16 protein-coding genes are annotated in these 22,300 nt (G+C 67.1%); 8 read left to right on the top strand and 8 right to left on the bottom strand.

What is annotated here, in order from left to right:
* The first annotated feature begins 139 nt into the window (after positions 1 to 139).
* Positions 140 to 2,233 (top strand): M13 family metallopeptidase, encoded by a 2,094-nt coding sequence (locus AC5P5R_RS00425; RefSeq protein ID WP_005412666.1) that lies wholly within the window; start codon positions 140 to 142, stop codon positions 2,231 to 2,233.
* Between the two features lie 477 nt (positions 2,234 to 2,710).
* Here the strand turns inward: AC5P5R_RS00425 and AC5P5R_RS00420 are convergent, their stop codons facing one another.
* From AC5P5R_RS00420 to AC5P5R_RS00405, 4 genes are all read right to left on the bottom strand, one after another.
* Entirely contained in the window at positions 2,711 to 3,328 is a 618-nt protein-coding gene (locus AC5P5R_RS00420; protein WP_033835529.1) for an HD-GYP domain-containing protein, read from the bottom strand.
* Between the two features lie 44 nt (positions 3,329 to 3,372).
* On the bottom strand, positions 3,373 to 6,837 hold the full coding sequence (gene mfd / locus AC5P5R_RS00415; RefSeq protein ID WP_164281474.1) for a transcription-repair coupling factor: 3,465 nt from the start codon (positions 6,835 to 6,837) through the stop codon (positions 3,373 to 3,375).
* A gap of 149 nt (positions 6,838 to 6,986) precedes the next feature.
* The gene (locus AC5P5R_RS00410) at positions 6,987 to 7,532 is read right to left on the bottom strand and encodes a GNAT family N-acetyltransferase (RefSeq protein WP_004150340.1); all 546 of its coding nucleotides are present in this window, start codon (positions 7,530 to 7,532) and stop codon (positions 6,987 to 6,989) included.
* 95 nt (positions 7,533 to 7,627) lie between these two features.
* A complete protein-coding gene (locus AC5P5R_RS00405) occupies positions 7,628 to 8,485 on the bottom strand; it encodes a 23S rRNA (adenine(2030)-N(6))-methyltransferase RlmJ (protein ID WP_164281475.1) in 858 nt (285 codons plus the stop codon).
* 35 nt (positions 8,486 to 8,520) lie between these two features.
* Between AC5P5R_RS00405 and creB the strand changes: the two genes are divergently transcribed.
* The 7 genes from creB to AC5P5R_RS00370 all read left to right on the top strand — a co-directional run bounded on the left by creB (position 8,521) and on the right by AC5P5R_RS00370 (position 16,363).
* On the top strand, positions 8,521 to 9,246 hold the full coding sequence (gene creB / locus AC5P5R_RS00400) for a two-component system response regulator CreB (RefSeq protein WP_080047689.1): 726 nt from the start codon (positions 8,521 to 8,523) through the stop codon (positions 9,244 to 9,246).
* Between the two features lie 3 nt (positions 9,247 to 9,249).
* On the top strand, positions 9,250 to 10,710 hold the full coding sequence (creC, locus tag AC5P5R_RS00395; RefSeq protein ID WP_164281476.1) for a two-component system sensor histidine kinase CreC: 1,461 nt from the start codon (positions 9,250 to 9,252) through the stop codon (positions 10,708 to 10,710).
* An 81-nt stretch (positions 10,711 to 10,791) separates the two neighbouring features.
* Positions 10,792 to 12,111 (top strand): cell envelope integrity protein CreD, encoded by a 1,320-nt coding sequence (creD, locus tag AC5P5R_RS00390; RefSeq protein WP_043035686.1) that lies wholly within the window; start codon positions 10,792 to 10,794, stop codon positions 12,109 to 12,111.
* A gap of 10 nt (positions 12,112 to 12,121) precedes the next feature.
* Positions 12,122 to 12,532, top strand: coding sequence for a hypothetical protein (locus AC5P5R_RS00385; RefSeq protein WP_012479575.1), 411 nt, complete (start codon positions 12,122 to 12,124; stop codon positions 12,530 to 12,532).
* A 170-nt stretch (positions 12,533 to 12,702) separates the two neighbouring features.
* Positions 12,703 to 14,280, top strand: coding sequence for a M20/M25/M40 family metallo-hydrolase (locus AC5P5R_RS00380; RefSeq protein WP_164281477.1), 1,578 nt, complete (start codon positions 12,703 to 12,705; stop codon positions 14,278 to 14,280).
* Between the two features lie 153 nt (positions 14,281 to 14,433).
* The gene (gene gltX, locus AC5P5R_RS00375; protein ID WP_065183071.1) at positions 14,434 to 15,837 is read left to right on the top strand and encodes a glutamate--tRNA ligase; all 1,404 of its coding nucleotides are present in this window, start codon (positions 14,434 to 14,436) and stop codon (positions 15,835 to 15,837) included.
* Positions 15,838 to 15,871: 34 nt separating this feature from the next.
* A complete protein-coding gene (locus AC5P5R_RS00370) occupies positions 15,872 to 16,363 on the top strand; it encodes a Fur family transcriptional regulator (protein WP_004150412.1) in 492 nt (163 codons plus the stop codon).
* Positions 16,364 to 16,423: 60 nt separating this feature from the next.
* Here the strand turns inward: AC5P5R_RS00370 and AC5P5R_RS00365 are convergent, their stop codons facing one another.
* From AC5P5R_RS00365 to AC5P5R_RS00350, 4 genes are all read right to left on the bottom strand, one after another.
* Complete coding sequence (locus AC5P5R_RS00365) at positions 16,424 to 17,578, bottom strand: HlyD family secretion protein (RefSeq protein WP_088429117.1); 1,155 nt, start codon at positions 17,576 to 17,578, stop codon at positions 16,424 to 16,426.
* A 10-nt stretch (positions 17,579 to 17,588) separates the two neighbouring features.
* Entirely contained in the window at positions 17,589 to 19,262 is a 1,674-nt protein-coding gene (locus tag AC5P5R_RS00360; RefSeq protein ID WP_049407113.1) for an MFS transporter, read from the bottom strand.
* The gene (locus AC5P5R_RS00355; protein WP_005408692.1) at positions 19,262 to 19,828 is read right to left on the bottom strand and encodes a TetR/AcrR family transcriptional regulator; all 567 of its coding nucleotides are present in this window, start codon (positions 19,826 to 19,828) and stop codon (positions 19,262 to 19,264) included. The genes AC5P5R_RS00360 and AC5P5R_RS00355 overlap by 1 nt, the downstream gene beginning before the upstream one ends.
* A 200-nt stretch (positions 19,829 to 20,028) precedes the next feature.
* A complete protein-coding gene (locus tag AC5P5R_RS00350; protein ID WP_099497555.1) occupies positions 20,029 to 22,236 on the bottom strand; it encodes a TonB-dependent receptor in 2,208 nt (735 codons plus the stop codon).
* Between the last annotated feature and the right edge of the window lie 64 nt (positions 22,237 to 22,300).

Below are 22,300 nucleotides of genomic sequence, written 5' to 3'. Positions count from 1 at the left end.
TATTCTTCTGCTGGGTGTGTGCGGACCAACGGTCTGCACACATCCGCTTGCGACCACGGGCGTTCCCCCTGTGACCTTTGGCCGGTCCCTGTCGTGGGCCTCCCCGGCTACCCTGTGAAATTACCCGCAGGAGAGCCTCATGAACGTCCGCAACCTGGTCCCGCTGGGCCTGACCATCGCCATCGCTGCCTCGCTGGCGGCCTGTGGCAAGAACGAAACCGCACCGGCGGCCGGTGCCGACGCCAAGCCGGCCTTCGACCTGTCGCAGATCAAGACGCCGCTGATCTCGCTCAACAGCGCCGACCTCGATCCGGCCATCTCGGCCTGTACCGACCTCAATGGCTTCGTCAACAGCAAGTGGCTGAAGGCCAACCCGGTGCCGGGTGACCAGACCACCTGGGGCAGCTTCGAGATCCTGCGCGAGCGCTCGCTGGAAGTGCAGCACGCGCTGGTGCAGCAGGCCGCCGCCAGCCAGGCCAAGGCCGGCTCGGTGGAAGCCAAGATCGGTGACATCTGGAAGACCGGCAATGACGAAGCCAAGATCGAATCCGCCGGCCTCGCGCCGCTGCAGCCGCAGCTGGACAAGATCACCGCGCTGAACGATACCGCCGCCATCACTCAGTACCTGCGCGACAGCCAGGCCGAGGGCAAGGGCGTGCTGTTCTCGCTGTTTGCCAATGCTGATTACAAGGATTCGGCCAACGTCATCGCCTACGTCGGCCAGGGCGGCCTGGGCCTGCCGGAGAAGGGCTACTACTTCGACGATGCGCAGGCCAAGATCCGCGACGCCTACGTGGCCTACATCGCGCAGGTGCTGACTCTGTCCGGCGTGGACGCCGCGCAGGCCGCCGAGCAGGCCAAGGCCGTGATGGCCTTTGAGACCCGCCTGGCCAAGGCCTCGATGTCGCGCATCGAAATGCGTGACCCGGCCAAGCGCTACAACCCGCTCAGCGCCGCAGACGCCGACAAGCTGACCCCGAACTTCAGCTGGACCGCGCTGTTCGACACCCTGAAGGTGCCGGCCGCACAGAAGTTCTCGCTGGCCCAGCCGGGCTTCTTCGGTGAAATGGACAAGATGCTGGCCGATGTGCCGGCCAGCACCTGGCAGGCCTACCTGCGCTTCCACACCATCGACGACGCCTCGCCGTACCTGAGCAGCCAGTTCGAGAAGGCCAACTTCGAGTTCTATGGCAAGACCCTGCGCGGCCAGCAGGAAATGCAGCCGCGCTGGAAGCGCGTGCTGGAGTCGGTCAACGGTGGCATGGGTGAAGCCCTTGGCCAGCTGTACGTCGACGCCGTGTTCCCGGCCGAGTCGAAGGTGGCCATGCAGCACCTGGTGGAGAACCTGTCGCAGGCGCTGAAGGCGCGCCTGGAGCAGCTGCCGTGGATGGGCGAAGAAACCAAGAAGAAGGCGCTGGAAAAGTGGGCCAGCTTCACCCCGAAGATCGGTTACCCGGACAAGTGGCGTGACTGGGCGGGCCTGCAGACCAACGGCGACAGCTACCTGGGCAACATGCAGGCAGCGCGTGCGTTCAACTACCGCTACATGTTGGACAAGATCGGCAAGCCGGTGGACAAGACCGAGTGGGGCATGACCCCGCAGACGGTCAACGCCTACTACAACGCCACCAAGAACGAGATCGTGTTCCCGGCGGCGATCCTGCAGGCGCCGTTCTTCGACGCCAAGGCCGATCCGGCGCTGAACTACGGCGGCATCGGTGCGGTCATCGGCCACGAAATGATGCACGGCTACGACGACTCGGGCAGCCAGTTCGCCGCCAACGGCAATTTCGACAACTGGTGGACCGACGCCGACCGCAAGGCCTTCACCGAGCGTACCGACCAGCTGGTTGCACAGTTCGATGGCTACGAGTCGGTGCCGGGCGTGTTCGTGAAGGGCAAGCTGACCCTGGGCGAGAACATCGGCGACCTGGGTGGCCTGACCGTGGCCTACGACGCACTGCAGATGGCGCTGAAGGAAGACCCGAAGGCGAATGTGGAAGTGGATGGCCACAGCCAGGACCAGCGCTTCTTCATGAACTGGGCCACCGTGTGGCGCCGCAACTTCACCGACGGTGAGCTGCGCGTACGCCTGAACACCGACCCGCATGCGCCGGCCAACTTCCGAGCCAACGGTGCACCGTCGAACATGCCGTCCTTCGCTGCGGCGTTCCAGTGCAAGGCAGGCGACGCGATGGTGCGTGCCGACGACAAGCGCGTGGTGATCTGGTAACCGATCACCCGTGATGCGTGATGCGAAAGGCCCGGCGAGCGCCGGGCCTTTTGTTTTTCAGGCCGACAGCGATGAGGGGACGGGTAGAGTCGACTGTCAGTCGACTATCGCGCGCAGCGCGGGATTTTCTCGATCCGAAGAGCAGTCGACTAACAGTCGACTCTACCGCCGGGTCGTTTCACGTGCCGGGAGTCGACCAACCGGTTCGACGGAATCCGCTTGGTAGAGTCGACCGTTGGTCGACTATCGCGCGCAGCGCGGGATTTTCTCGATCTGGACCAAGGGCAGTCGACTAACAGTCGACTCTACCGGCGGGTCGTTTCACGTGCCGGGAGTCGACCAACCGGTTCGACGGAATCCGCTTGGTAGAGTCGACTGTCAGTCGACTATCGCGCGCAGCGCGGGATTTTCTCGATCCGAAGAGCGGTCGACTAACAGTCGACTCTACCGCCGGGTCGTTTCACGTGCGGGAAGATCTCAGGCCAGCTCAGGTTCCTGCGCCAGCAGGCGATGGAAGCGTTGCAGAACGTAAGGATCGATCAGGCCACCGGATTGCTCGTCGATGATGCGCAGAGCCGTCTCGTGTTCCATCGCGGCACGGTAGGGACGCACGCTGGTCATCGCGTCATAGGCATCCGCAACGGTGACGATGCGTGAGCCCAACGGAATGCTCTCGCCGCGCAGCCCATCGGGATAGCCACTGCCATCGAACGCCTCGTGATGGGCGCGGATCAGCCGCGCAACCGGTGCCGCATCGCTGCGGCCGGTGGCCAGGAAGATATGCTCACCGCGCACCGGATGCTCGCGCATGATCGCGCGCTCCTCGTCGGTATGCCGGCGCGGGGCCAGCAGCACCTCATCGGGAATGCCGATCTTGCCGATGTCATGGAAGCGCGCTGCCAGGCCGATCTGCGCACTGGCATCGTCATCCAGATCGCAGTGCGTGGCCAGGCGCTGCGCGAGCAGGCCAACGCGGTCGCAATGGTGGCGGGTGTAAGCGTCGCGCATCTGCAGCGACATCGAGAGGGCATCGATCAGGCAGGCCTGTGCATGCAGCAGGTCGGGGGCGGGTACGGCGTCAGGAAACATGGTCATCCGCCCGCACCGGGTGGGGACCGGTGCGGGGTATTCGGGGGCGATCAACCCGGGGCGAGGGTGGTCAGAAGGGCGCGGGCCGCGTTGAAGCGGTCCTCCGGCAACGGCAGCGGATGCTTGATGCGAAGCTTGTCGGGCCCTTCCATGGCATAGAGGTTTGGCTGTTTCTGGATCAGCTGGATCACCGCCATCGGATCGATGTTCGGCTTGGACTCGAACACGATGCGGCCACCGTTTTCGCCCAGGTCCAGCTTGCGGATGCCCAGCGTATTGGCCTTCAGCTTCAGCTCGGCGATGGCGAACAGGTGCTTGGCCGCATCCGGCAGCAGGCCGAAGCGATCGATCATCTCCACCTGCAGTTCGCGCAGCGCATCGCTGTCGCGCGCGCTGGAAATACGCTTGTACAGGGTCAGGCGGGTATGCACGTCCGGCAGGTAGTCTTCCGGGATCAATGCCGGCACATGCAGCTCGACCTCGGCACCACGCACTTCCTCGCCGGCATCCAGGTCGGGCAGCTTGCCCTGCTTGATGCTGCGTACCGCGCGCTCCAGAAGCTCGGTGTACAGGCTGAAGCCGACCTCGGCCATCTGCCCGCTCTGGTCCTCGCCGAGCAGTTCGCCGGCACCGCGGATCTCCAGATCGTGCGTGGCCAGGGTGAAGCCGGCGCCCAACTCGTCCATCGAGGCGATCGCTTCCAGGCGCTTCTCAGCGTCGGGGGTGATCGCGCGGCGGTCGGGGGTGATCAGGTAGGCGTAGGCACGGTGGTGCGAACGGCCCACGCGGCCACGCAGCTGGTGCAGCTGGGCCAGGCCGAAGCGGTCGGCGCGGTTGATGATGATGGTGTTGGCGTTGGGGATGTCGATGCCCGATTCGATGATCGTGGTCGACAGCAGCACGTTGAAGCGCTGCTTCTGGAAGTCCAGCATCACCTTTTCCAGCTCGCGCTCGGGCATCTGCCCGTGGGCGATGCCGATGCGCGCTTCCGGCACCAGCTCGGACAGCTCGCGCTGCATGCGGCCGATGCTTTCCACGTCGTTGTGCAGGAAGTACAGCTGGCCGCCACGTGCCAGCTCGCGCTGGAAGGCTTCGCGCAGCAGCGCGTTGTCCCACTGGGTGATGAAGGTCTGCACCGCCAGCCGGTTCGGCGGCGGCGTGGCGATGATCGACAGGTCACGCAGGCCGGCCATGGCCATGTTCAAGGTGCGCGGGATCGGCGTGGCGGTCAGGGTCAGCAGGTGCACGTTGGCGCGCAGCGCCTTCAGGGCTTCCTTCTGGCGCACGCCGAAACGCTGCTCTTCGTCGACGATGACCATGCCCAGGTCCTTGAACTTCACGTCGGGCTGCAGCAGGCGATGGGTGCCGACGATGACGTCGATGGTGCCGGCGGCGACCTTTTCCAGCTCGGCCTTGATCTCCTTGGTGCTCTTGAAGCGCGACAGCACCTCGACCTTCAGCGGGTAATCGGCGAAGCGGTCGCGGAAGTTGCGGTAATGCTGTTCGGCCAGCAGCGTGGTCGGCACCAGCACGGCCACCTGCTTGCCGGCACTGGCGGCGGCGAATGCCGCACGCACCGCCACCTCGGTCTTGCCGAAGCCGACGTCGCCGCAGACCACACGGTCCATCGGCTGGCTGCTGGCGAGGTCGCGCAGGGTGGCGTCGATGGCGGCCAGCTGATCGGGGGTTTCCTCGAACGGGAATCCGGCTGCGAACGGCTCGTACATCGCACGGTCCACCTGCAGTGCCAGGCCGGCACGCGCCTGGCGACGGGCCTGGATCTCCAGCAGTTCGGCAGCGACGTCGCGAACCTTTTCGGCGGCCTTGCGCTTGGCCTTGCTCCACTGCTCGCCACCGAGCGAATGCAGCGGCGCGGTTTCCGCTGAAGCGCCGGAGTAGCGGCTGATCAGGTGCAGCTGGGCGACCGGCACATACAGGCGGTCGCCCTTGGCGTATTCGATTTCGAGGAACTCGCCGGGCATGCCGCCGACGTCCATCGCGATCAGGCCACGGTAGCGGCCGACGCCATGGTCCTCGTGCACGATCGGTGCACCCTCGGTCAGTTCGCCGAGGTCGCGGATGATCGCTTCCGGCTCGCGGCCGGCACGGCGCGTGCGGCGGCTGCTGCCGGCGCGCTCGGGGAACAGCTGGCGCTCGGTCAGCACCGCGATGCGCGGATCGTCCAGTGCGAAGCCATCTTCCAGCGGTGCCACCGCGATCGCGAAGCGCGCATCGTCGGCGAGGAAGCTGGGCAGGTCGGCCACCACCGGCGGCTTCAGCTCGGCGGCCTGCAGCACTTCCAGCAGGGCCTCGCGACGCCCGGGCGAATCGGCGGCGATCAGTACCCGGCCCGGATAGTGGCCGAGGAAGGATTTCAGCGCGTCGCCAGCGGGGGCCTCGCGCGCGGCCACCGGCAGCGGCGGCAGCGGCTGGTCACCCAGCGCGTGGGCATCGGCGATGCGCGCGTGGTCAGCCGACCACACCTCGATGCGCGGGGCATCGTTCAGGCGCTCGCGCAGCAGCTCCGGCGACAGGTACAACGCCGAAGGCGGCAGCAGCGGGCGCTCCACATCATGGCGGCGCTGCTCATAGCGGTCCGCGGTCTGCGCCCAGAACGCGACGGACGCTTCATACGCACCGGTACAGACCACCGGCAGGCTGCCGTCGGGCAGGTAGTCGAACAGGGTTGCGGTGCGTTCGAAGAACAGCGGCAGGTAGTACTCGACGCCGGCCGGGGCCAGCCCGGACTTCAGATCCTGGTACAGCGAACTGCGCCGGGTATCCACATCGAAACGCTCGCGCAGCGTGGCCAGCACGCGTGCGATGCTGGCCTCGTCCATCGGCACTTCGCGGCCGGGCAGCATGTGCACCGCCTCGACCTTGTCCAGCGAACGCTGGCTTTCCGGATCGAAGGCACGGATCGAGTCGATGTCCTCGTCCAGTAGTTCTACCCGCAGCGGCTCGTCGGCGCCCATCGGGAACACGTCGAGCAGGCCGCCGCGCACCGCGAAGTCACCTGGGTCCATCACCTGCGGCACGTTGCGGTAGCCGGCGCTTTCCAGGCGACGCTTCTCGGCTTCCAGGTCCAGGCGCTGGCCGACTTTCAGGTCAAAGCTGCCACCGATCACATAGCTGCGCGGGGCCAGCTGCTGCAGCAGGGTCTGCACCGGCACGATCACCAGGCCGCGCTTCAGCGCCGGCAGGCGGTGCAGGGCGGACAAGCGCTGCGAGATGATGTCCGGATGCGGGCTGAAGCGGTCGTACGGCAGGGTTTCCCAGTCCGGGAAGGCGACCACCGGCAGGGCCGGGTCACCGCCAAGCAGGGTCTGCAGGTCGGCTTCGAGCTGGTTGGCACCGTGGTTGTCACGGGCGATCACCAGCAGCGGGGCGTCATGCGCACGCGCGGCCTGGGCCAGGTACCAGGCCAGGGCGGTCGGCGAGGCGGGGGCGCGCCACCAGGCGCGGAGCTGGCCGGCGCGCGGCAGCGGCGGGGCGGGGTATGAGGTACGCGACATGGACCCCGGATTTTAGCAGAAGCCCGATCGAAGCCCGGTGGGTCGTGCCGGCCGTTTGCCGACGGCCTCACGTGCCGTTGGGGGAACACAATGCCGGCCAGCGGCCGGCACTACCGGGAGGCATGGCCGGGCAGGGCCCGGCGCATCCGTCAGTTGTCCAGCTCCAGCACCATCCGCACCAGGCCTTCGGCACCGGTCGGGTGCGGCACCGGCTTGAAGCCCAGTGAGGCGGCCAGCTGCTTCATCGGCTCGTTCTCGGCGGCAACGTCGCCGTACAGGCGGTCGAGGTACTTGCCGCGGCCCCACTTCACCAGCTTGCGCATCAGCTGCCGGCCCAGGCCCTGGCCAATGAGGAAGCGGCTGATCAGGATCGCGTACTCGGCTTCACGGGTACCGGGGATGATCGAGGCCCGGGCGACCGCGCCGACCACCGCTTCGCCAGCGGGCAGGGATTCGGCTGCGACCAGGGTGATCTCGGTCTTGGGATTGGGGTGGGTCAGGCGCTGGGTGGTTTCCGGTGACAGCTCGGTCACCGCCTGCAGGAAACGATCACGGATTTCTTCCGGCCCGAACAGGCTGAACGCCGCTTGCAGCGGTGCGCCGTCTTCCGGGCGGATGGGGCGGATCAGCAGCTCGTGGCCGCTGGGAGCCTTGAAGATCTCATGCCAGGGCGGCATGCGGTTGCGAGTGGCCATACCGGGTGATTCCTTGGTGGTCCATCGATTGTGGCATCACCGGGGCTGCATTCCGTGAACGAAAGGCTCACGGCGGTACAGCCTCGTGAAGGCCGTTATTCGGGGGCTTTGAGCCAATTCAGGCGGGTGCTGGCCCCCGGTTCGCCCAGGTGCTGGCGCAGCGCCGGCAGGGCCGGGCCGACCACCCGGTCGAACTGCCACGGCGGGTTGAGCAGCAGCATGCCGCTGCCGTTGAGGCGCAGCGGCGAGTCGTCCGGGCGCACCAGGAACTCGATCGTCATCGCCGACTTGACCGGCAGGGCAGTGGCCTTGCGCAGGAAATGCAGGATGGTGCGGCGCTGCTTGATCGGGAACCAGACCGCACAGGTGGCCTGCGGCCAGCGTGCCAGGGTCTCGGCCAGGGCAGCCAGGATGTTCTGGTATTCGGCGTCCTGCGCCTCGTACGGCGGATCGATCAGCACCAGGCCACGACCGATCTTGCTGCCGTTGAACTTCGGCGGCAGCAGCGAGCGCAGCAGGGCATAGCCATCGCCAGCGCGCACATCGACGCGGCTGTCATGGGCAAACAGGGCCTTCAGCGTGGCCGTTTCGGCTTCCTGCAGCTCGCAGACCGCCATGCGGTCCTGGGCACGCATCGCCTGTGCGCTCAGCAGCGGCGAGCCCGGGTAGTTGGTCAGCGCGCCCACCGGGTTGTCGGCCTGGACCGCCTTCAGGTAGCGCTCGACCACCTCCGGCAGCTTGGGCTGGGCCATCAGCCGCATGATCCCGGATTCGGCCTCGAGGGTCTTGCGGCTCTCTTCGCTGGCCAGCAGGTAGCGGCCGGCACCGCCGTGGGTGTCGAGCACGAAGAACGGGCTGTCCTTGCGCTTGAAGCTGTCGATCAGGGCCAGCTGGACGATGTGCTTGAGCACATCGGCGTGGTTGCCGGCATGGAAGGCGTGGCGATAGTTCATGGGCGGCAGTGTACGGGGCGGCGGCCGCAGCGGCTATGCTGCGCGCCATGACAGCTCCCGTTGCCCATGTCCTGGTAGTCGAGGACGAAGCCGCCATCGCCGAAACCGTGCTCTATGCGCTGCGCAGCGAGGGCTATGCCGCCAGCCACTGCCTGCTGGGCGGGGAGGCGCTGCAGCGGCTGCAGGCCGGGGATATCGACGTGGTGGTGCTGGACGTGGGATTGCCCGACCTGGGCGGCTTCGAGGTCTGCCGACGGCTGCGCGCGCAGCCCGGGCCGGTGGCGCAGCTGCCGGTGATCTTCCTGACCGCCCGCAACGATGAAGTGGACCGGGTGCTCGGCCTGGAACTGGGCGCCGACGACTACATGACCAAGCCGTTCTCGCCGCGCGAGCTGGTGGCGCGGGTGCGTGCACGCCTGCGCCGTGCGGCGCCGGTCATCGCAGCGCCCAGCGCCGATGCAGGCTGGCAGGAACATGGCGCGTTCGCCATCGACCGCGAAGGCCGGCGCATCCGCTTCCGTGGCCAGGCACTGGACCTGACCCGCTACGAGTACGCGCTGCTGGAGGCGCTGCTGCAGCGACCCGGTGCCATCCTCAGCCGTGCCCAGCTGATGGACCGTGGCTGGGACAGCAGCGCCGACAGTGCCGACCGCACCGTCGATACCCATGTAAAGACGCTGCGTGCCAAGCTGCGCGCGGCCGGTGCCAGCGACGACCCGATCCGCACCCACCGTGGCCTTGGCTACGCGCTGGAGGTCTAGCCGATGCGCCTGGTGCTGAAGCTGTTCCTGGGCTTCTTCCTGATCACCGGCATCGCGGCCTTCTTCGTGATGCGCGTGTTCGTCAACGAAGTGAAGCCGGGTGTGCGCCAGGCGATGGAATCGACCCTGGTCGATGCGGCCAACGTGCTGGCCGAGATGGCCGCCGCCGACGTCAAGGACGGCACCATCCGCAGCGGCAGTTTCACCCGCAACCTGGCCAAGGCACGGCAGCGCGACCTGAAGGCAATGGTCTGGCGGTTCCCGAAGCGCTCGCTGGATTACCGGGTGACCATCACCGATGCCAAAGGCACCGTCATCTACGACTCGCTGGGCCGTGACCTTGGCCGCGACAATTCGCGCTGGAATGATGTCTACCGCACCCTGCGTGGCGAATACGGTGCCCGTTCCAGCCCCGAGATTCCGGGCGAGGAAGGCGATACGGTGATGCATGTGGCGGCGCCGGTATACGACCCGGCCGATGGCCGCACCCTGATCGGCGTGCTCAGCCTGGCCCAGCCCAACCGCAGCATCGATCCGTTCATCGCCGCCAGCCAGCGCGCCATCATCGAGCGCGGTGCCTGGCTCATCGGATTGTCGGCGCTGGTCGGCGTGCTGGTGACGATGTGGCTGACCACTGGCCTCGGCCAGCTCAGCCGCTATGCACGCGCGGTCAGCGCGGGCGAACCGGTGCCACCACCACGGCGCCGTCGCGACGAGATCGGCGATCTCGGCCAGGCGCTGGAAACGATGCGCCGCAAGCTCGAAGGCAAGGCCTACGTCGAGCAGTACGTGCAGTCGCTGACGCATGAGATGAAGAGCCCGCTGGCGGCGATCCGCGGTGCCGCCGAACTGCTGCAGGAGCCGCTGCCCGAAGCGGACCGCGTGCATTTCGCGCGCAGCATTGTCGACCAGCAGGAACGGCTGACCGAGACCATCGACAAGCTGCTGGCGCTGGCCGAAGTGGAACAGCACGGCTGGCTGCAGACCCGCGATCCGATCGCGCTGCAGGCATTGCTGGCCGATGCGGCCGCGGCCGCGCAGGTGCGCGCGCAGGCGGCCGGCGTGCGGGTCCACATCGGCAACGTGCCCGACCTGCGGGTGCAGGGCGACGGCTACCTGCTGCGGCAGGCGCTGCACAACCTGATCGACAACGCGATTGCCTTCTCGCCCTCCGGCGCGGAGATCGCGCTGCAGGCCGAGGTGGACGGGCAGGGCGTGCGCCTGCAGGTGGCCGACCGCGGCGCCGGCATCCCGGACTATGCGCGCGAGCGGGTGTTCGAACGCTTCTATTCGCTGGCGCGGCCCGGCAGCGGGCGGCGCAGTTCCGGCCTGGGCCTGCCATTCGTGCAGGAAGTCGCGCGCCTGCACGATGGACGCGCCAGTGTCGACGTCCGCGAGGGCGGCGGCACCGTGGCCAGCCTGTGGCTGCCATCGGGTGCGCCGGGCCAGCGCCCGCGCCGCTGACTTCACACTCGCTTCAAATTCGCCACAAACCCTGCTCACCCCAGCGGTCCATCCTGCAGCCCTCTCCAACGAGGATGGACCATGAAATCCCTGAAGATGCTGCTGAGGTTCGCCATTGTCGGCGGGCTGACCCTGCTGCTGCTGGTGCCGCTGACCATGATCCGCGGGGTCATCAACGAACGCAGCGCATACCGCGACGAGGCGTTCTCGCGGGTGGCCGACAGCCGCGCCGGTGCACAGCAGCTGGTGGGCCCGGTGCGGGTGGTGCCATGGGTGGAACGCAAGCAGGTTGAACTGGTCGACCCGCTGGGCGTCAAGAAGACCGAGATACAGGTCACCGAGGGGCACTGGCTGCAGATGCCGGCGTCGCTGGAGGTGGGCGGCGAGATGCTGCCGAGCCAGCGCGAAGTGGGCCTGTTCAAGGTGCCGGTGTACAGCTGGAACGGCCAGATGAAGGCGACCTTCGCCGCAGACGACTATCCGGTGAAGGCCGGCCGCAGTTACGGCCAGCCGTATGTCGCGGTTGGTGTATCCGATGTGCGGGGCCTGGTGGGTACGCCGAACCTGCGCGTGGATGGCAAGCAGCTGCGGTTGCTGCCGGGCGTTGGCGCGGCCAGCGAGGTGGGGCGAGGCCTGCACGCACCGGTGGCCGGTTTCGCTGCGGATCAGGGCGGCACGCTGGCTGCCAGCACGGTTGAACTGGAGCTGCGCCTGGATGGCAGCCGCATGCTGTCGGTGGTGCCGGTGGGCGATGACACCCACATCGCGCTGCGTTCGAGCTGGCCGCATCCGTCGTTCAGCGGTGCGTTCCTGCCCAATGAGCGACGCGTCGATGCGCAGGGCTTCGATGCACGCTGGGCGGTGTCCTCGCTGGCCTCCGATGCCCAGCGCCAGCTGCGCAATGATGGTGCGGTCGAATCGCAGGCGGTGACGGTGTCGCTGGTCGATCCGGTCGATACCTACACCCAGGCCGACCGTGCCTCGAAATACGGCGTGCTGTTCGTGCTGCTCACCTTCGTCGGCTTCATCCTGTTCGAGCTGATCAAGTCGCTGCGCATCCACCCGTTGCAGTACCTGATGGTGGGCCTGGCGCTGGCGATCTTCTTCCTGCTGCTGATCAGCCTGTCCGAGCACATCGCGTTCTGGAAGGCCTACCTGGTATCGGCCGTGGCCTGTATTGGCCTGCAGGCGGTGTACCTGGCCAATGTGCTGGGCCACTGGAAGCGCGGCCTCGGCTTCGCTGCGCTGCTGACCGTGCTGTACGGCGCGCTGTATGGCCTGCTGGTGTCGGAGAACAACGCGCTGTTGATGGGGTCGCTGCTGCTGTTCGTGATCCTGGCGCTGGCGATGTGGGTGACCCGCCGGGTCGACTGGTACGCGCTCGGCGCGGAACTGAAGTAAGGAGCAGGCCATGGGCTGGCGCCAGGGATTGCGGCAACGGGCACGGCAGGGCATTCCGGCCCTGCTGGAAGTGGATGCGCTGCTGCAGGCACATGGCGTGCTGGCGGCCCTGCCGGGGGCACGGATCGCCCCCGGCCTGGTCCGCTTCCAGCTGGCGGCGGTGACCTGCGAAGGATTGCAGGGGCAGGGATTGCGCTGGCTGCAGGGCGCGCGGCAGGGACGCGGCGCGGTGGCTGGCCGGGTGCCGCGCTACCGGCCATGGAAGGCCGGGGCGGAGGCGCTGGCCGAGATCGGTATCGGTGGCCTTCCGGATGACTGGCCGGCACACGCGGCGGTGTACGGCTGCAGCAGCATCGACCGGCGGCACTGGTTGCTGCTGCTGCCGGAACGGGCGCAGTTGTGGCTGGGATGGAGTGGGTGATGTGGCGTGGCAGGTGCGAACCAACCACTCTCCTGTGGGTGCGAACCTTGGTTCGCACGCTTCCATCCCGCCCATGACCGATGGGACGGTATCCCCGCGCCCCCGCTGGCTAGACTCGACGAGTTGATGATCGAGCCGAAGGGCAGGGGTGCGATGTGTTGAAGTGGGGCATGCTGGCCGCAGCGCTGGCGATGGGTGGCAACGCAGGAGCGCAGCAGCGCGAGACGGTGGACCTGGACATGGTCAGCCGCATCCGCCAGGAGGCCTTCCACCGTTCGCAGGTGATGGACACTTTCAGCTATCTCACCGAGCGCATCGGCCCGCGCCTGACCAACTCGCCGGCGATGGGGCGCGCCAATGCGTGGACCCGTGGCAAGTTCAACGAATGGAAGCTGGACAACGTCCACGACGAGGCCTTCGACGACTTCGGGCGCGGCTGGGAGTTCACTTCGGCGAGCGTGGAGATGCTGGGCGACCGCGTGCAGCCGCTGCATGCACTGCCCAAGGCCTGGACGCCGGGCACCAAGGGGCCGGTTGAAGGCGAGCTGGTCCAGGTCGAGATCAAGAAGCCCGAAGACATCGAGAAGTACCGCGGCAAGCTGCGCGGCAAGATCGTGCTGCTGGGCGAGGCGCGCGAGTACAAGCGCGGCACCGAGGCGGATTCGCATCGCCACGACGCCACCTCGCTGGAAGGCCTGCAGGAGTTCACCCTGCCCAAGGACAAGGACGCCACCGCCGAGCGTGCCAAGCGGGTCAAGGAGTACCAGGAACGCCAGCAGCTGGCGACCAAGGTCAATGCGTTCTTCGTGGAAGAGGGCGCGCTGGCCTCGATCAGCATCAGCAGCTGGGACAACGGCATCATCCGGGTTGCCGGTGGTGGTTCGCGCAAGGCCGGTGAATCGGTGGGCATCCCCGAGCTGGCGATGATCAGCGAGCACTTCAATCCGCTGGTGCGCGCGCTGGAGGCCAAGCAGACGGTGCGCCTGCGCGTGGATGTGGCAGCACGCTTCACCGATGAGGCCGACCAGCCCGGTTACAACACGCTGGCCGAGATCCGTGGCAGCAGCAAGCCCGATGAAGTGGTGATGATCGGCGCGCACCTGGATTCCTGGCACAGCGGTACCGGTGCGGCCGACAACGCGGCTGGCGTGGCGGTGATGATGGAGGCGATGCGCATCCTCAAGGCCACCGGCGCCAAGCCCAGGCGCACCATCCGCGTGGCGCTGTGGAGCGGTGAGGAACAGGGCCTGATCGGCTCGCAGGCCTATGTGGCCAAGCACTTCGGTCGTTTCCCGGAACCCACCGACCCGGCGCAGAAGGCGCTGCCGGCCTCGCTGCGCGAGCCCACCGGCGCGCTGCAGAAGACCCGCGATTACGGCAAGTTCCAGGTCTACTTCAACATGGACAACGGCTCGGGCCGCTTCCGCGGCATCTATGCGCAGGAAAACCTGGCGGCGATGCCGATCTTCGAAGCCTGGCTGGCGCCGTTCCATGACGTGGGCGCCACCACCGTGGCCACCCGCAACACCGGCAGCACCGACCACATCAGCTTCGACCGCATCGGCCTGCCGGGCTTCCAGTTCATCCAGGACCGGCTGGACTACTTCACCAATGTCCACCACAGCCACCTGGACACCTGGGACCACGCCGAACCGGAGGACCTCAAGCAGGCCGCAGCCATCGTCGCCTCGTTCGCCTACAACGCCGCGATGCGCGAGCAGCCGTTCCCGCGCAAGGTGGAACCCTAAAAGGGGACGGAGGGGATTAAGTCGTTTCTCCCCTCCGTTTCCCGGTTGCAGCGCCTCAGGCTGGGCAAGCGCGACTTAATCCCCTCCGTCCCCTTTTTCCGTCGGGGGCGGAGGGCTGGTAAAATCGGGGGATTCCCGTTCCTCGAGCCGTCCATGACCTGCCGCACCCGCTTCGCCCCCAGTCCCACCGGCTACCTGCACATCGGTGGTGCCCGCACTGCGCTGTACTGCTGGCTGGAGGCCCGCCACCGTGGCGGCGAGTTCGTGCTGCGCATCGAGGACACCGACCGTGAACGCAGCACCCAGGGCGCGATCGACGCGATCCTGGAGGCGATGGAGTGGCTGGGCCTGGACTATGACGAAGGCCCGATCTACCAGACCGACCGCGTCGCCCGTTACCTGGAAGTGGCCGAACAGCTGGTGGCCGACGGCAAGGCGTATTACGCATACGAGACCCGCGAAGAGCTTGACGCGATGCGCGAGGCCGCCATGGCCAGGCAGGAGAAGCCGCGCTACAACGGTGCCGCGCGTGACCTGGGCCTGCCGCGCAGGGATGATCCGAACCGCGTCATCCGCTTCAAGAACCCGCTGGAAGGCACGGTGGTGTTCGACGACCTGATCAAGGGCCGTATCGAGATCGCCAACAGCGAGCTGGATGACATGGTCATCTTCCGCCCGGACGGCTACCCCACCTACAACTTCGCGGTGGTGGTGGACGACTGGGACATGGGCATCACCGAGGTCATCCGCGGCGACGACCACATCAACAACACCCCGCGCCAGATCAACCTGTACGAAGGCATCGGGGCCCCGGTGCCGAAGTTCGGCCACATGCCGATGATCCTGGACGAGCAGGGCGCCAAGCTGTCCAAGCGCACCGGCGCGGCCGACGTGATGCAGTACAAGGACGCCGGCTACCTGCCGGACGCGCTGCTGAGCTACCTGGCCCGCCTGGGCTGGTCGCACGGTGACCAGGAGCTGTTCAGCCGCCAGGAACTGATCAACCTGTTCGACGTGAAGGACTGCAATTCCAAGGCCTCGCGCCTGGACATGGCCAAGCTGGGCTGGGTCAACCAGCATTTCCTGAAGACCGAGGACGTGGCCGCGATCGTGCCGCACCTGGTCTACCAGCTGCAGAAGCTGGGCCTGGACGTGGCCGCTGGCCCGGCCCCGGAGGACGTGGTGATCGCCCTGCGTGAACGCGTGCAGACCCTGAAGGAAATGGCCGAGAAGGCCGTGGTCTGGTACCAGCCGCTGACCGAGTACGACGAAGCAGCGGTGGCCAAGCACTTCAAGGCCGGTGCCGAGGTGGCGCTGGGCAAGGCCCGCGAGCTGCTGGCCGCCCTGCCGGAATGGACCGCCGAGTCGGTGGGCGTCGCCCTGCACGACGCGGCCGCAGCGCTGGAAATCGGCATGGGCAAGGTTGCCCAGCCGCTGCGCGTGGCCATCACCGGCACCCAGGTCAGTCCTGACATTTCCCATACCGTTTACCTGGCCGGCCGCGAGCAGGCCTTGAAACGCATTGATGTGGCCATCACCAAGGTAGCAACGGCCTGAGGCATCCTTGCCAGGCCCGAACCGGAGAACACGCATGCCCGCCAAGACCGCCACCGCCTGTACCGCCCCGCACCACCACGTCCACGACGCATCGGACTTCGTGGCGGTGGTCGAGCGCGTCTCGCGCGAACGCGGGCTGCGCCTGACCCCGATCCGCGCCAACGTACTGAAGCTGATCGCCGAGGCCGGCAAGCCGGTCAAGGCCTACGAGCTGCTGGAGTGGGTGCGCAACGGCAAGGGCGTGGGTGCTGACGCCCCGCCCACCGTGTACCGCGCCCTCGACTTCCTGATGGCCAATGGCTTCGTGCACAAGCTGGAATCGGTGAATGCCTTCGTGGCCTGCCACCATCCCAGCAGCGCCGCGCATTCGGTGCCGTTCCTGATCTGCAACAGCTGCCACAGCGCGGTGGAGCTGGAAGACCGCGAGATCGTCACCCAGCTGGAGAAGCGTGCCAAGGAGCTGGGTTTCCAACCGCAGGCGCAGACCCTGGAAGTGCATGGCCTCTGCGCGCGCTGCGCCGGCTAACGCAACGGTAGTGCCGGCCGCTGGCCGGCATTTTGGAAACGGTGCGACAGGGCCTGCGTCCTAGTCCATCGGCTTGGACCGGGTATCCACCCGCACGATCACCGACATGCCGGGGCGCAGCTGCGCGGCCAGCTTCTGGCCTTTGTTGATCGATATCCGCACCGGCAGCCGCTGCACCACCTTGGTGAAGTTGCCGCTGGCATTGTCCGGGCGCAGCACGCTGAATTCCGACCCGGTGGCGGGCGCGATCTCCTGCACGCGGCCCCGCAGCACCTGGCCTTGGAACGCGTCCACCGAGAACGTGGCCGGCTGGCCGATCGCCATCCCCCAGGTCTGGCCTTCCTTGTAGTTGGCCACCACCCACAGCGTGTCAGGTACCAGGAACAGCAGCTGCGAACCGGCGGCGACGTACTGGCCCACGCGTACGCTGGCTTCGCTGATCTGGCCGTCGCGCGGCGCGTGGATCACCGTGTTGGCCAGATCGATGCGCGCCAGTTCCAGCTGCGCCTGCGCGCTCTCCACCTGGGCCTCCAGGCTCTTGCGCGCTACCTGGGTCGATACCAGGGTCTCCTCGGCGATGCGGATCTGCGCCTGCGACTGCTGCACGCTGGCCTGCGCCGAGGCCTGCGCGGTGCGGAACTTGTCGCGATCGTTGATCGACACCAGCTGCTGCGCAGCCAGTTCCTCGTAGCGCTTGGTCTCGTTGCGTGAGCGTTGCAGCTCCGCCTGCCCGGCCGACAACGTGGCGCGGGCGGAGGCAATCTGCGCACGGTTCTGCGCCTGCGACTGGTCCGAGTTGGCCAGGGCCGCGCGTGCGCTGTCCAGCGTCGCCTGCGCCTGGGCGACCCGCTGCGCATAGATGCGGTCATCGATGCGCAGCAGCGGCTCGCCTTCCTTCACGTGCTGGAAGTCCTTCACCAGCACCTCGGTTACATAGCCGTTGACCTGTGGCGCCATCACCGTGATCTGTCCGCGTACATACGCGTTGTCGGTCACCATCACGCTGCTGGTGAACGGCCACAGGTGCCAGGCGCGCAGGATCAGCGCAATGCCCAGCAGGGCCACCACCACCATCACCACCACGCTGCGCGCGCTGGGCTTGAGGTACTTCGGCGCGACAGCGGGTTCTACCGGCGTAGGGGCAGGCGCCGCGTCGGTCGGCGGCGGTGGGGTTACGTTGTCGGCGTCGTCGGGTCGGGGCGGGACGGGAGGCATGGTCGAGAACTCAGCGGGGCGCGGCCGGCGTGGCCACAGCGGGGGAAGTGGGGTGGCGCTTGCGCCATTGCTTGAGCACGGCGGTGCGCAGCGACAGCAGCAGCAACCAGCACAGGAAGCCGATGGCCAACCAACCGCTCAGCGTGAACACATCATTGAAGCCGCGTACGTTGGCTTCGCGGCGCGTCGTCTGCGCCAACTGCGCGCTGCCCTGCGCGCTGCGCAGCACCGGATCGGTGATCTGGGCGACGTACAGCTGCTGTTGGATGCGCAGGCGCTGTGCCACCACCGGGTCGGCCGGGTCGAGCTGGCTGGTCAGCGCGCTGGAATACAGCTGCTCGCGATGCAGCTGGAAGGTCCCCAGCACGGCCGAGCCGGCCAGGCCGCCCAGCGTCTGCGTGATCGACAGCGTCACCAGGAAGGTGATCATGTGGTCCACGCCCTGTTTCAGCGCGGCGGAAATGCCGAGCATGATCAACGGGCCCATGAACATGCCGGCACCGACCGAGGCCAGGAACTGGCTGGCGTAGAAGTCGTGCGGCCGATCCATGCTGGTGCGGTGCTGGTCGAAGAACGCGGCGGCGCCCAGCAGCAGGATCGCCATCAGCAGCTGCGGGATCAGCCGTTTGGGCCCGAAGGTCAGTGCAGTGCCGGCGATACCGGTGATCACGCCGGCAAGAATCACCACGAACAGCGGCCGCAACTGATCAGGGCCCATGCCGAGCGTGCGCATCAGGTTGACCACGCCGTAGGACTGCTCGGTGGTCAGGAAGCGGATCAGGAAGGCGCCGACGATGAAATGCAGTACGGGCAGGCTGGCCAGCCAGCGTGTCTGCAGCAGCGGATTGCGCCGGTAGTGCTCGATGACGAAGGCGGTGGTGGACAGCACGATCGAGGCGACTAGGGCCCAGCCCAGCCACGGCGTGTTAAGCCACCAGCGGGTGTAGCCCTGCGCCAGCACGATCACCAGCAGCGCGACGGCCGGTGCGAGCAGGGCAAAGGTGAGGAAGTCCAGCGGTTCGAAGGCCTTCACCTGGATGCCGGGCGGCAGCTTCAGCACCACCACTGCCGCGAACGCGCACAGTGCCAGCCCGGCTTCGAATGAGTAGAGCTGATGCCATTGGCCGGTATCGACCAGGCCTGGTGAAACGATCCAGGCGATCGGCACCGCCAGCTGCGAGAGGCCGACGCCGACCACCAGCAGGTTGCCGGTAAAGCGGCGCGGCAGCGCCTGCAGCATGTATAGCGTGCCCAGTGTCGAACAGGCCGCACCCGCGAAGCCGCTGGCGGCGCGGGTCAGCATCGTGGTCTCGAAGCTGCCGACGAACAGGTGCAGTACCGCCAGCGCTGCGTACAGGCCCAGCCCGATCTCGGCGAACAGGCGGATGCCGTACTGCTGGCGGAACTTGAAGGCCAACAGGTTGGCGGTGACATTCACCATGGCATAGGCCGCCACCAGCCAGCTGCCCTGGGTCGGGGTCAGTGCCAGCTGGCCTTGCAGGAACGGCAGGTTGGCGGTAACCAGCGCATTGCCGAGGCCGCCGGTGATCGCCACCAGCAGTGATACCAGCGCATAGGCCGCGCGCCGATACGGCGGGTGCCAGGGCATCGATGCCGAACCGGGCATGGTCGGCTTTTCGTGCTCCTCCCAATCCGGAACCGGCTTCAGATACGGCTGGACCATCAGCGAGCCTCGCTGGTTGCTCCCTGGAGACCCCCGCGCAGCAGCTGCAGGGCGCGCCCGGCCAACTGGGCGCGCTCGTCGCGGGTCTTGCCGCGCAGGGCCGCACCCAGCATGCCCGAGATCAGTGAAATATCCGTCTTTTCCAGGTCGGCACGGCACAGCCCGGCGGCCTTGGCGCGCGCGATCGGTTCCTCCAGCAGGTCGCGCACGGTCTCGCGCGCGGCGCGCATGGACGGCACGTCCGAATCGACCGCACGCCAGTAATCGGCCAATGCCGGCGAATCAATGATGCGCTGGGCCATGCCCTCGAACACCTCGAACAGGGCGTCGTCGCGGTCACCGAGCTGCTCGACCTGGCGCCGGATGCGGTCGACCGTGCGCTGCAGCAGCGCCTGGATCAGCGCGGTGCGGTCGGGGAAATTGCGGTACAGGGTGGCGCGGCCTACCTGGGCGCGTTCGACCACCAGGTCCAGCGGGGCGGTGACACCATGTTGGCCGAACACATGATCGGCGGCATCGAGGATGAGGGCACGGCGGGCAGCAGCATCGGCACGTTGGGCAGTCATGGAATTATTTTCGGACAAAAGTGTCCGATTGGCGAGACATTGGGTGACGGGATTGTCCGCTTGTTGTGGTACGCACATCTTTGTGACGGATGCGTGATGGAGTGGGTCGAAATGAAAACGGGGGCCCGAAGGCCCCCGCGGAATGGCGTGGGGGTCAGAGCCCTTTCCTTCGAAAAGGACTCCGACCCCCCCGTGCGCGATCAGAAGAACGCGCGGATGCCGAATGCGACACCACGGCCTGGCAGCGGCGAGTAGTCGCGCAGCAGCGAGGTATGCGGGCGCACTTCGCGGTTGGTCAGGTTGCTGCCATCCAGGAACACCTCGTAGCTGTTGCTGGCGTTGCGATCCCAGCGGTAGGCCAGGTGCGCGTCGACCAGGGTGTAGCCGTCGCTCGGGGCTTCGTTCTGGGCGACGTCCTTCTGGCGGCTGTAGCGGACCGCACCGACCGAAGCGCGCCAGCCGTCCTTCGACCAGCGCAGGTCGGCGCCGACGCGGGCCGGTGCGATACGCGGCAGATAGCCAGTGTTGGCCAGTTCCACCGTGTAGTTGTGGTTGTGGTCGCCATGCGGCACGGCGATGACCAGGTTGCGGCTGCCGCTGCCATCCAGCTTGGCCTTCACGTAGTCGCCGAACAGGCGCAGATCCCAGTCACCGGCGCCGCCCTCGAACAGGTGCACCAGCGCTTCGGCCTCGGCACCGCGGAACACCGCATCCTGCTGCGTCCAGGTGCGCACCGGCAGGCCCTCGGTGATGCCGGTGTCGGCCAGGTAGATGAAGTCCTTGAACCTGGTCTGGTAAACCGACGCGGAGAAGTCCAGGTGCTCGCTGTGGGTGTGGATACCCAGTTCCACGCGCTGGCCGCGCTCGGTCTTCAGGTTGGCGTCGCCGATTTCCAGCGAACGGGTGGCGATGTGCGCGCCGGCGGCATACAGCTCTTCGTTGGTCGGTGCTCGCTCGGAGCTGTCCACGCCGATGCGCAGGTCAACGGCATCGTTGAGCTTCCAGATGCCAGCGGCAGACAGGTTGGTGGCGCCGAACGTGCGGCGGCGGTAGTCACCGCTCGGGTCCAGCTTGACCTGATCGTGGCGGCCGCCCAGTTCCAGCTTGAACGGGCCGAACTGCTTTTCCTGCAGCACGAACAGGCCGATGTTCTTGGTGCCGGTATCCGGAACGAACGCCTCTTCGCCCTTGGCACCGAAATCACTGTTGCCGAACTGCAGGCCGAAGGCGCCGTCCCAGCCGCCGATCTGCTGCTGCACCGCTTCCAGGCGCGCTTCGATGCCGCGGTTGGTGAAGCGGGTCGACGGCGTACCGGCTTCCAGCTCCACGTGTTCGTAGTCGGTGTAGGCCACGCGTGCGTTGATGTTCTTCAGGAACGAGACCGGGTTGTAGATGCCGGCCTTGGTCTCGAAGCGGTTCTGCACCATGTCGATGCGCACGTCGTGCTCGTCGCCGCCTTCCTCTTCGTCGCCATGGTCGTGACCGTGGTCATGGCCATGATCGTCACCATCGGCGTGCACGTGCGCGCCATTGGGAATGCCGTAGTTGGTGCGGTAGGTACTGGCCGATACGCCGAAGTAGCCGCCGTCGCCCAGCCACGTTGCGCCGACGCCACCGGCGCGGGTGCGGATCGAGCTGTTGTCGAGGCGGCCGCGGCGCGGCTCTTCGCCTTCCTCGCCCGCATGATCATGATCGTGGTCGTCGTGGTGGTCTTCCAGGCTGTCGATCACCGCGTAGCCGGGAATGCGGTAGTCGTCGCCATTGCGGACCAGGCCATCCACATGGAGCACGACGTTGCCGCTGACGCCATCGAGGCGGAACATGCCGCTGCGCTCGTTGTTCACCGAATTGCCGCGCAGTTCGGCACGACCGCTGAGCGGCCGCTCAGGCAGCTCGCGCGCGATGCGCCCGTCGACCACATTGACCGCACCACCAATGGCGCCGCTGCCGAACAGCAGCGTGGCCGGGCCCTTCAGTACTTCGATCTGATCGGCCAGGAACGGTTCGATGCTGGTGGCGTGGTCGGCGCTGACCGTGGACGCATCCATGTTGCCCATGCCGTTGGACAGCACGGCCACGCGCGGGCCTTCCTGGCCACGGATGATCGGGCGGCCGACGCCGGGGCCGAAGAAGGTGCTCTGCACGCCGGGCAGCTTGGCCACGGTATCGCCGAGGGTGCCGGCCTTCTGCTCGTCCAGGCGTTCACCGGCCAGCACCTCCACCGGGCGCGCCAGGGATTCGGCATCACCCTGCAATGGCGACGCGGTGACCTGCACCGACGACAGCTCGGTCAGGTGGCGGTCACGATGGGCGGTGTCCTGGCCGGCTGCAAAGGCGACGGACGGCAGCAGGGCGGCGAGCGCCAGGGCCAGGGAATGCGGCTTGAGCCGAGGGGTGTGGGCGGGCATGGACGGGTCCTTTGTTACAATGTATCAATCGCGGGGCGCACGAATCCAGTCGATGGGACAGGGG

This window comes from Stenotrophomonas sp. YJH_SMC_19, assembly GCF_059367915.1.
This window is presented reverse-complemented; position numbering and strand designations above follow the sequence as displayed.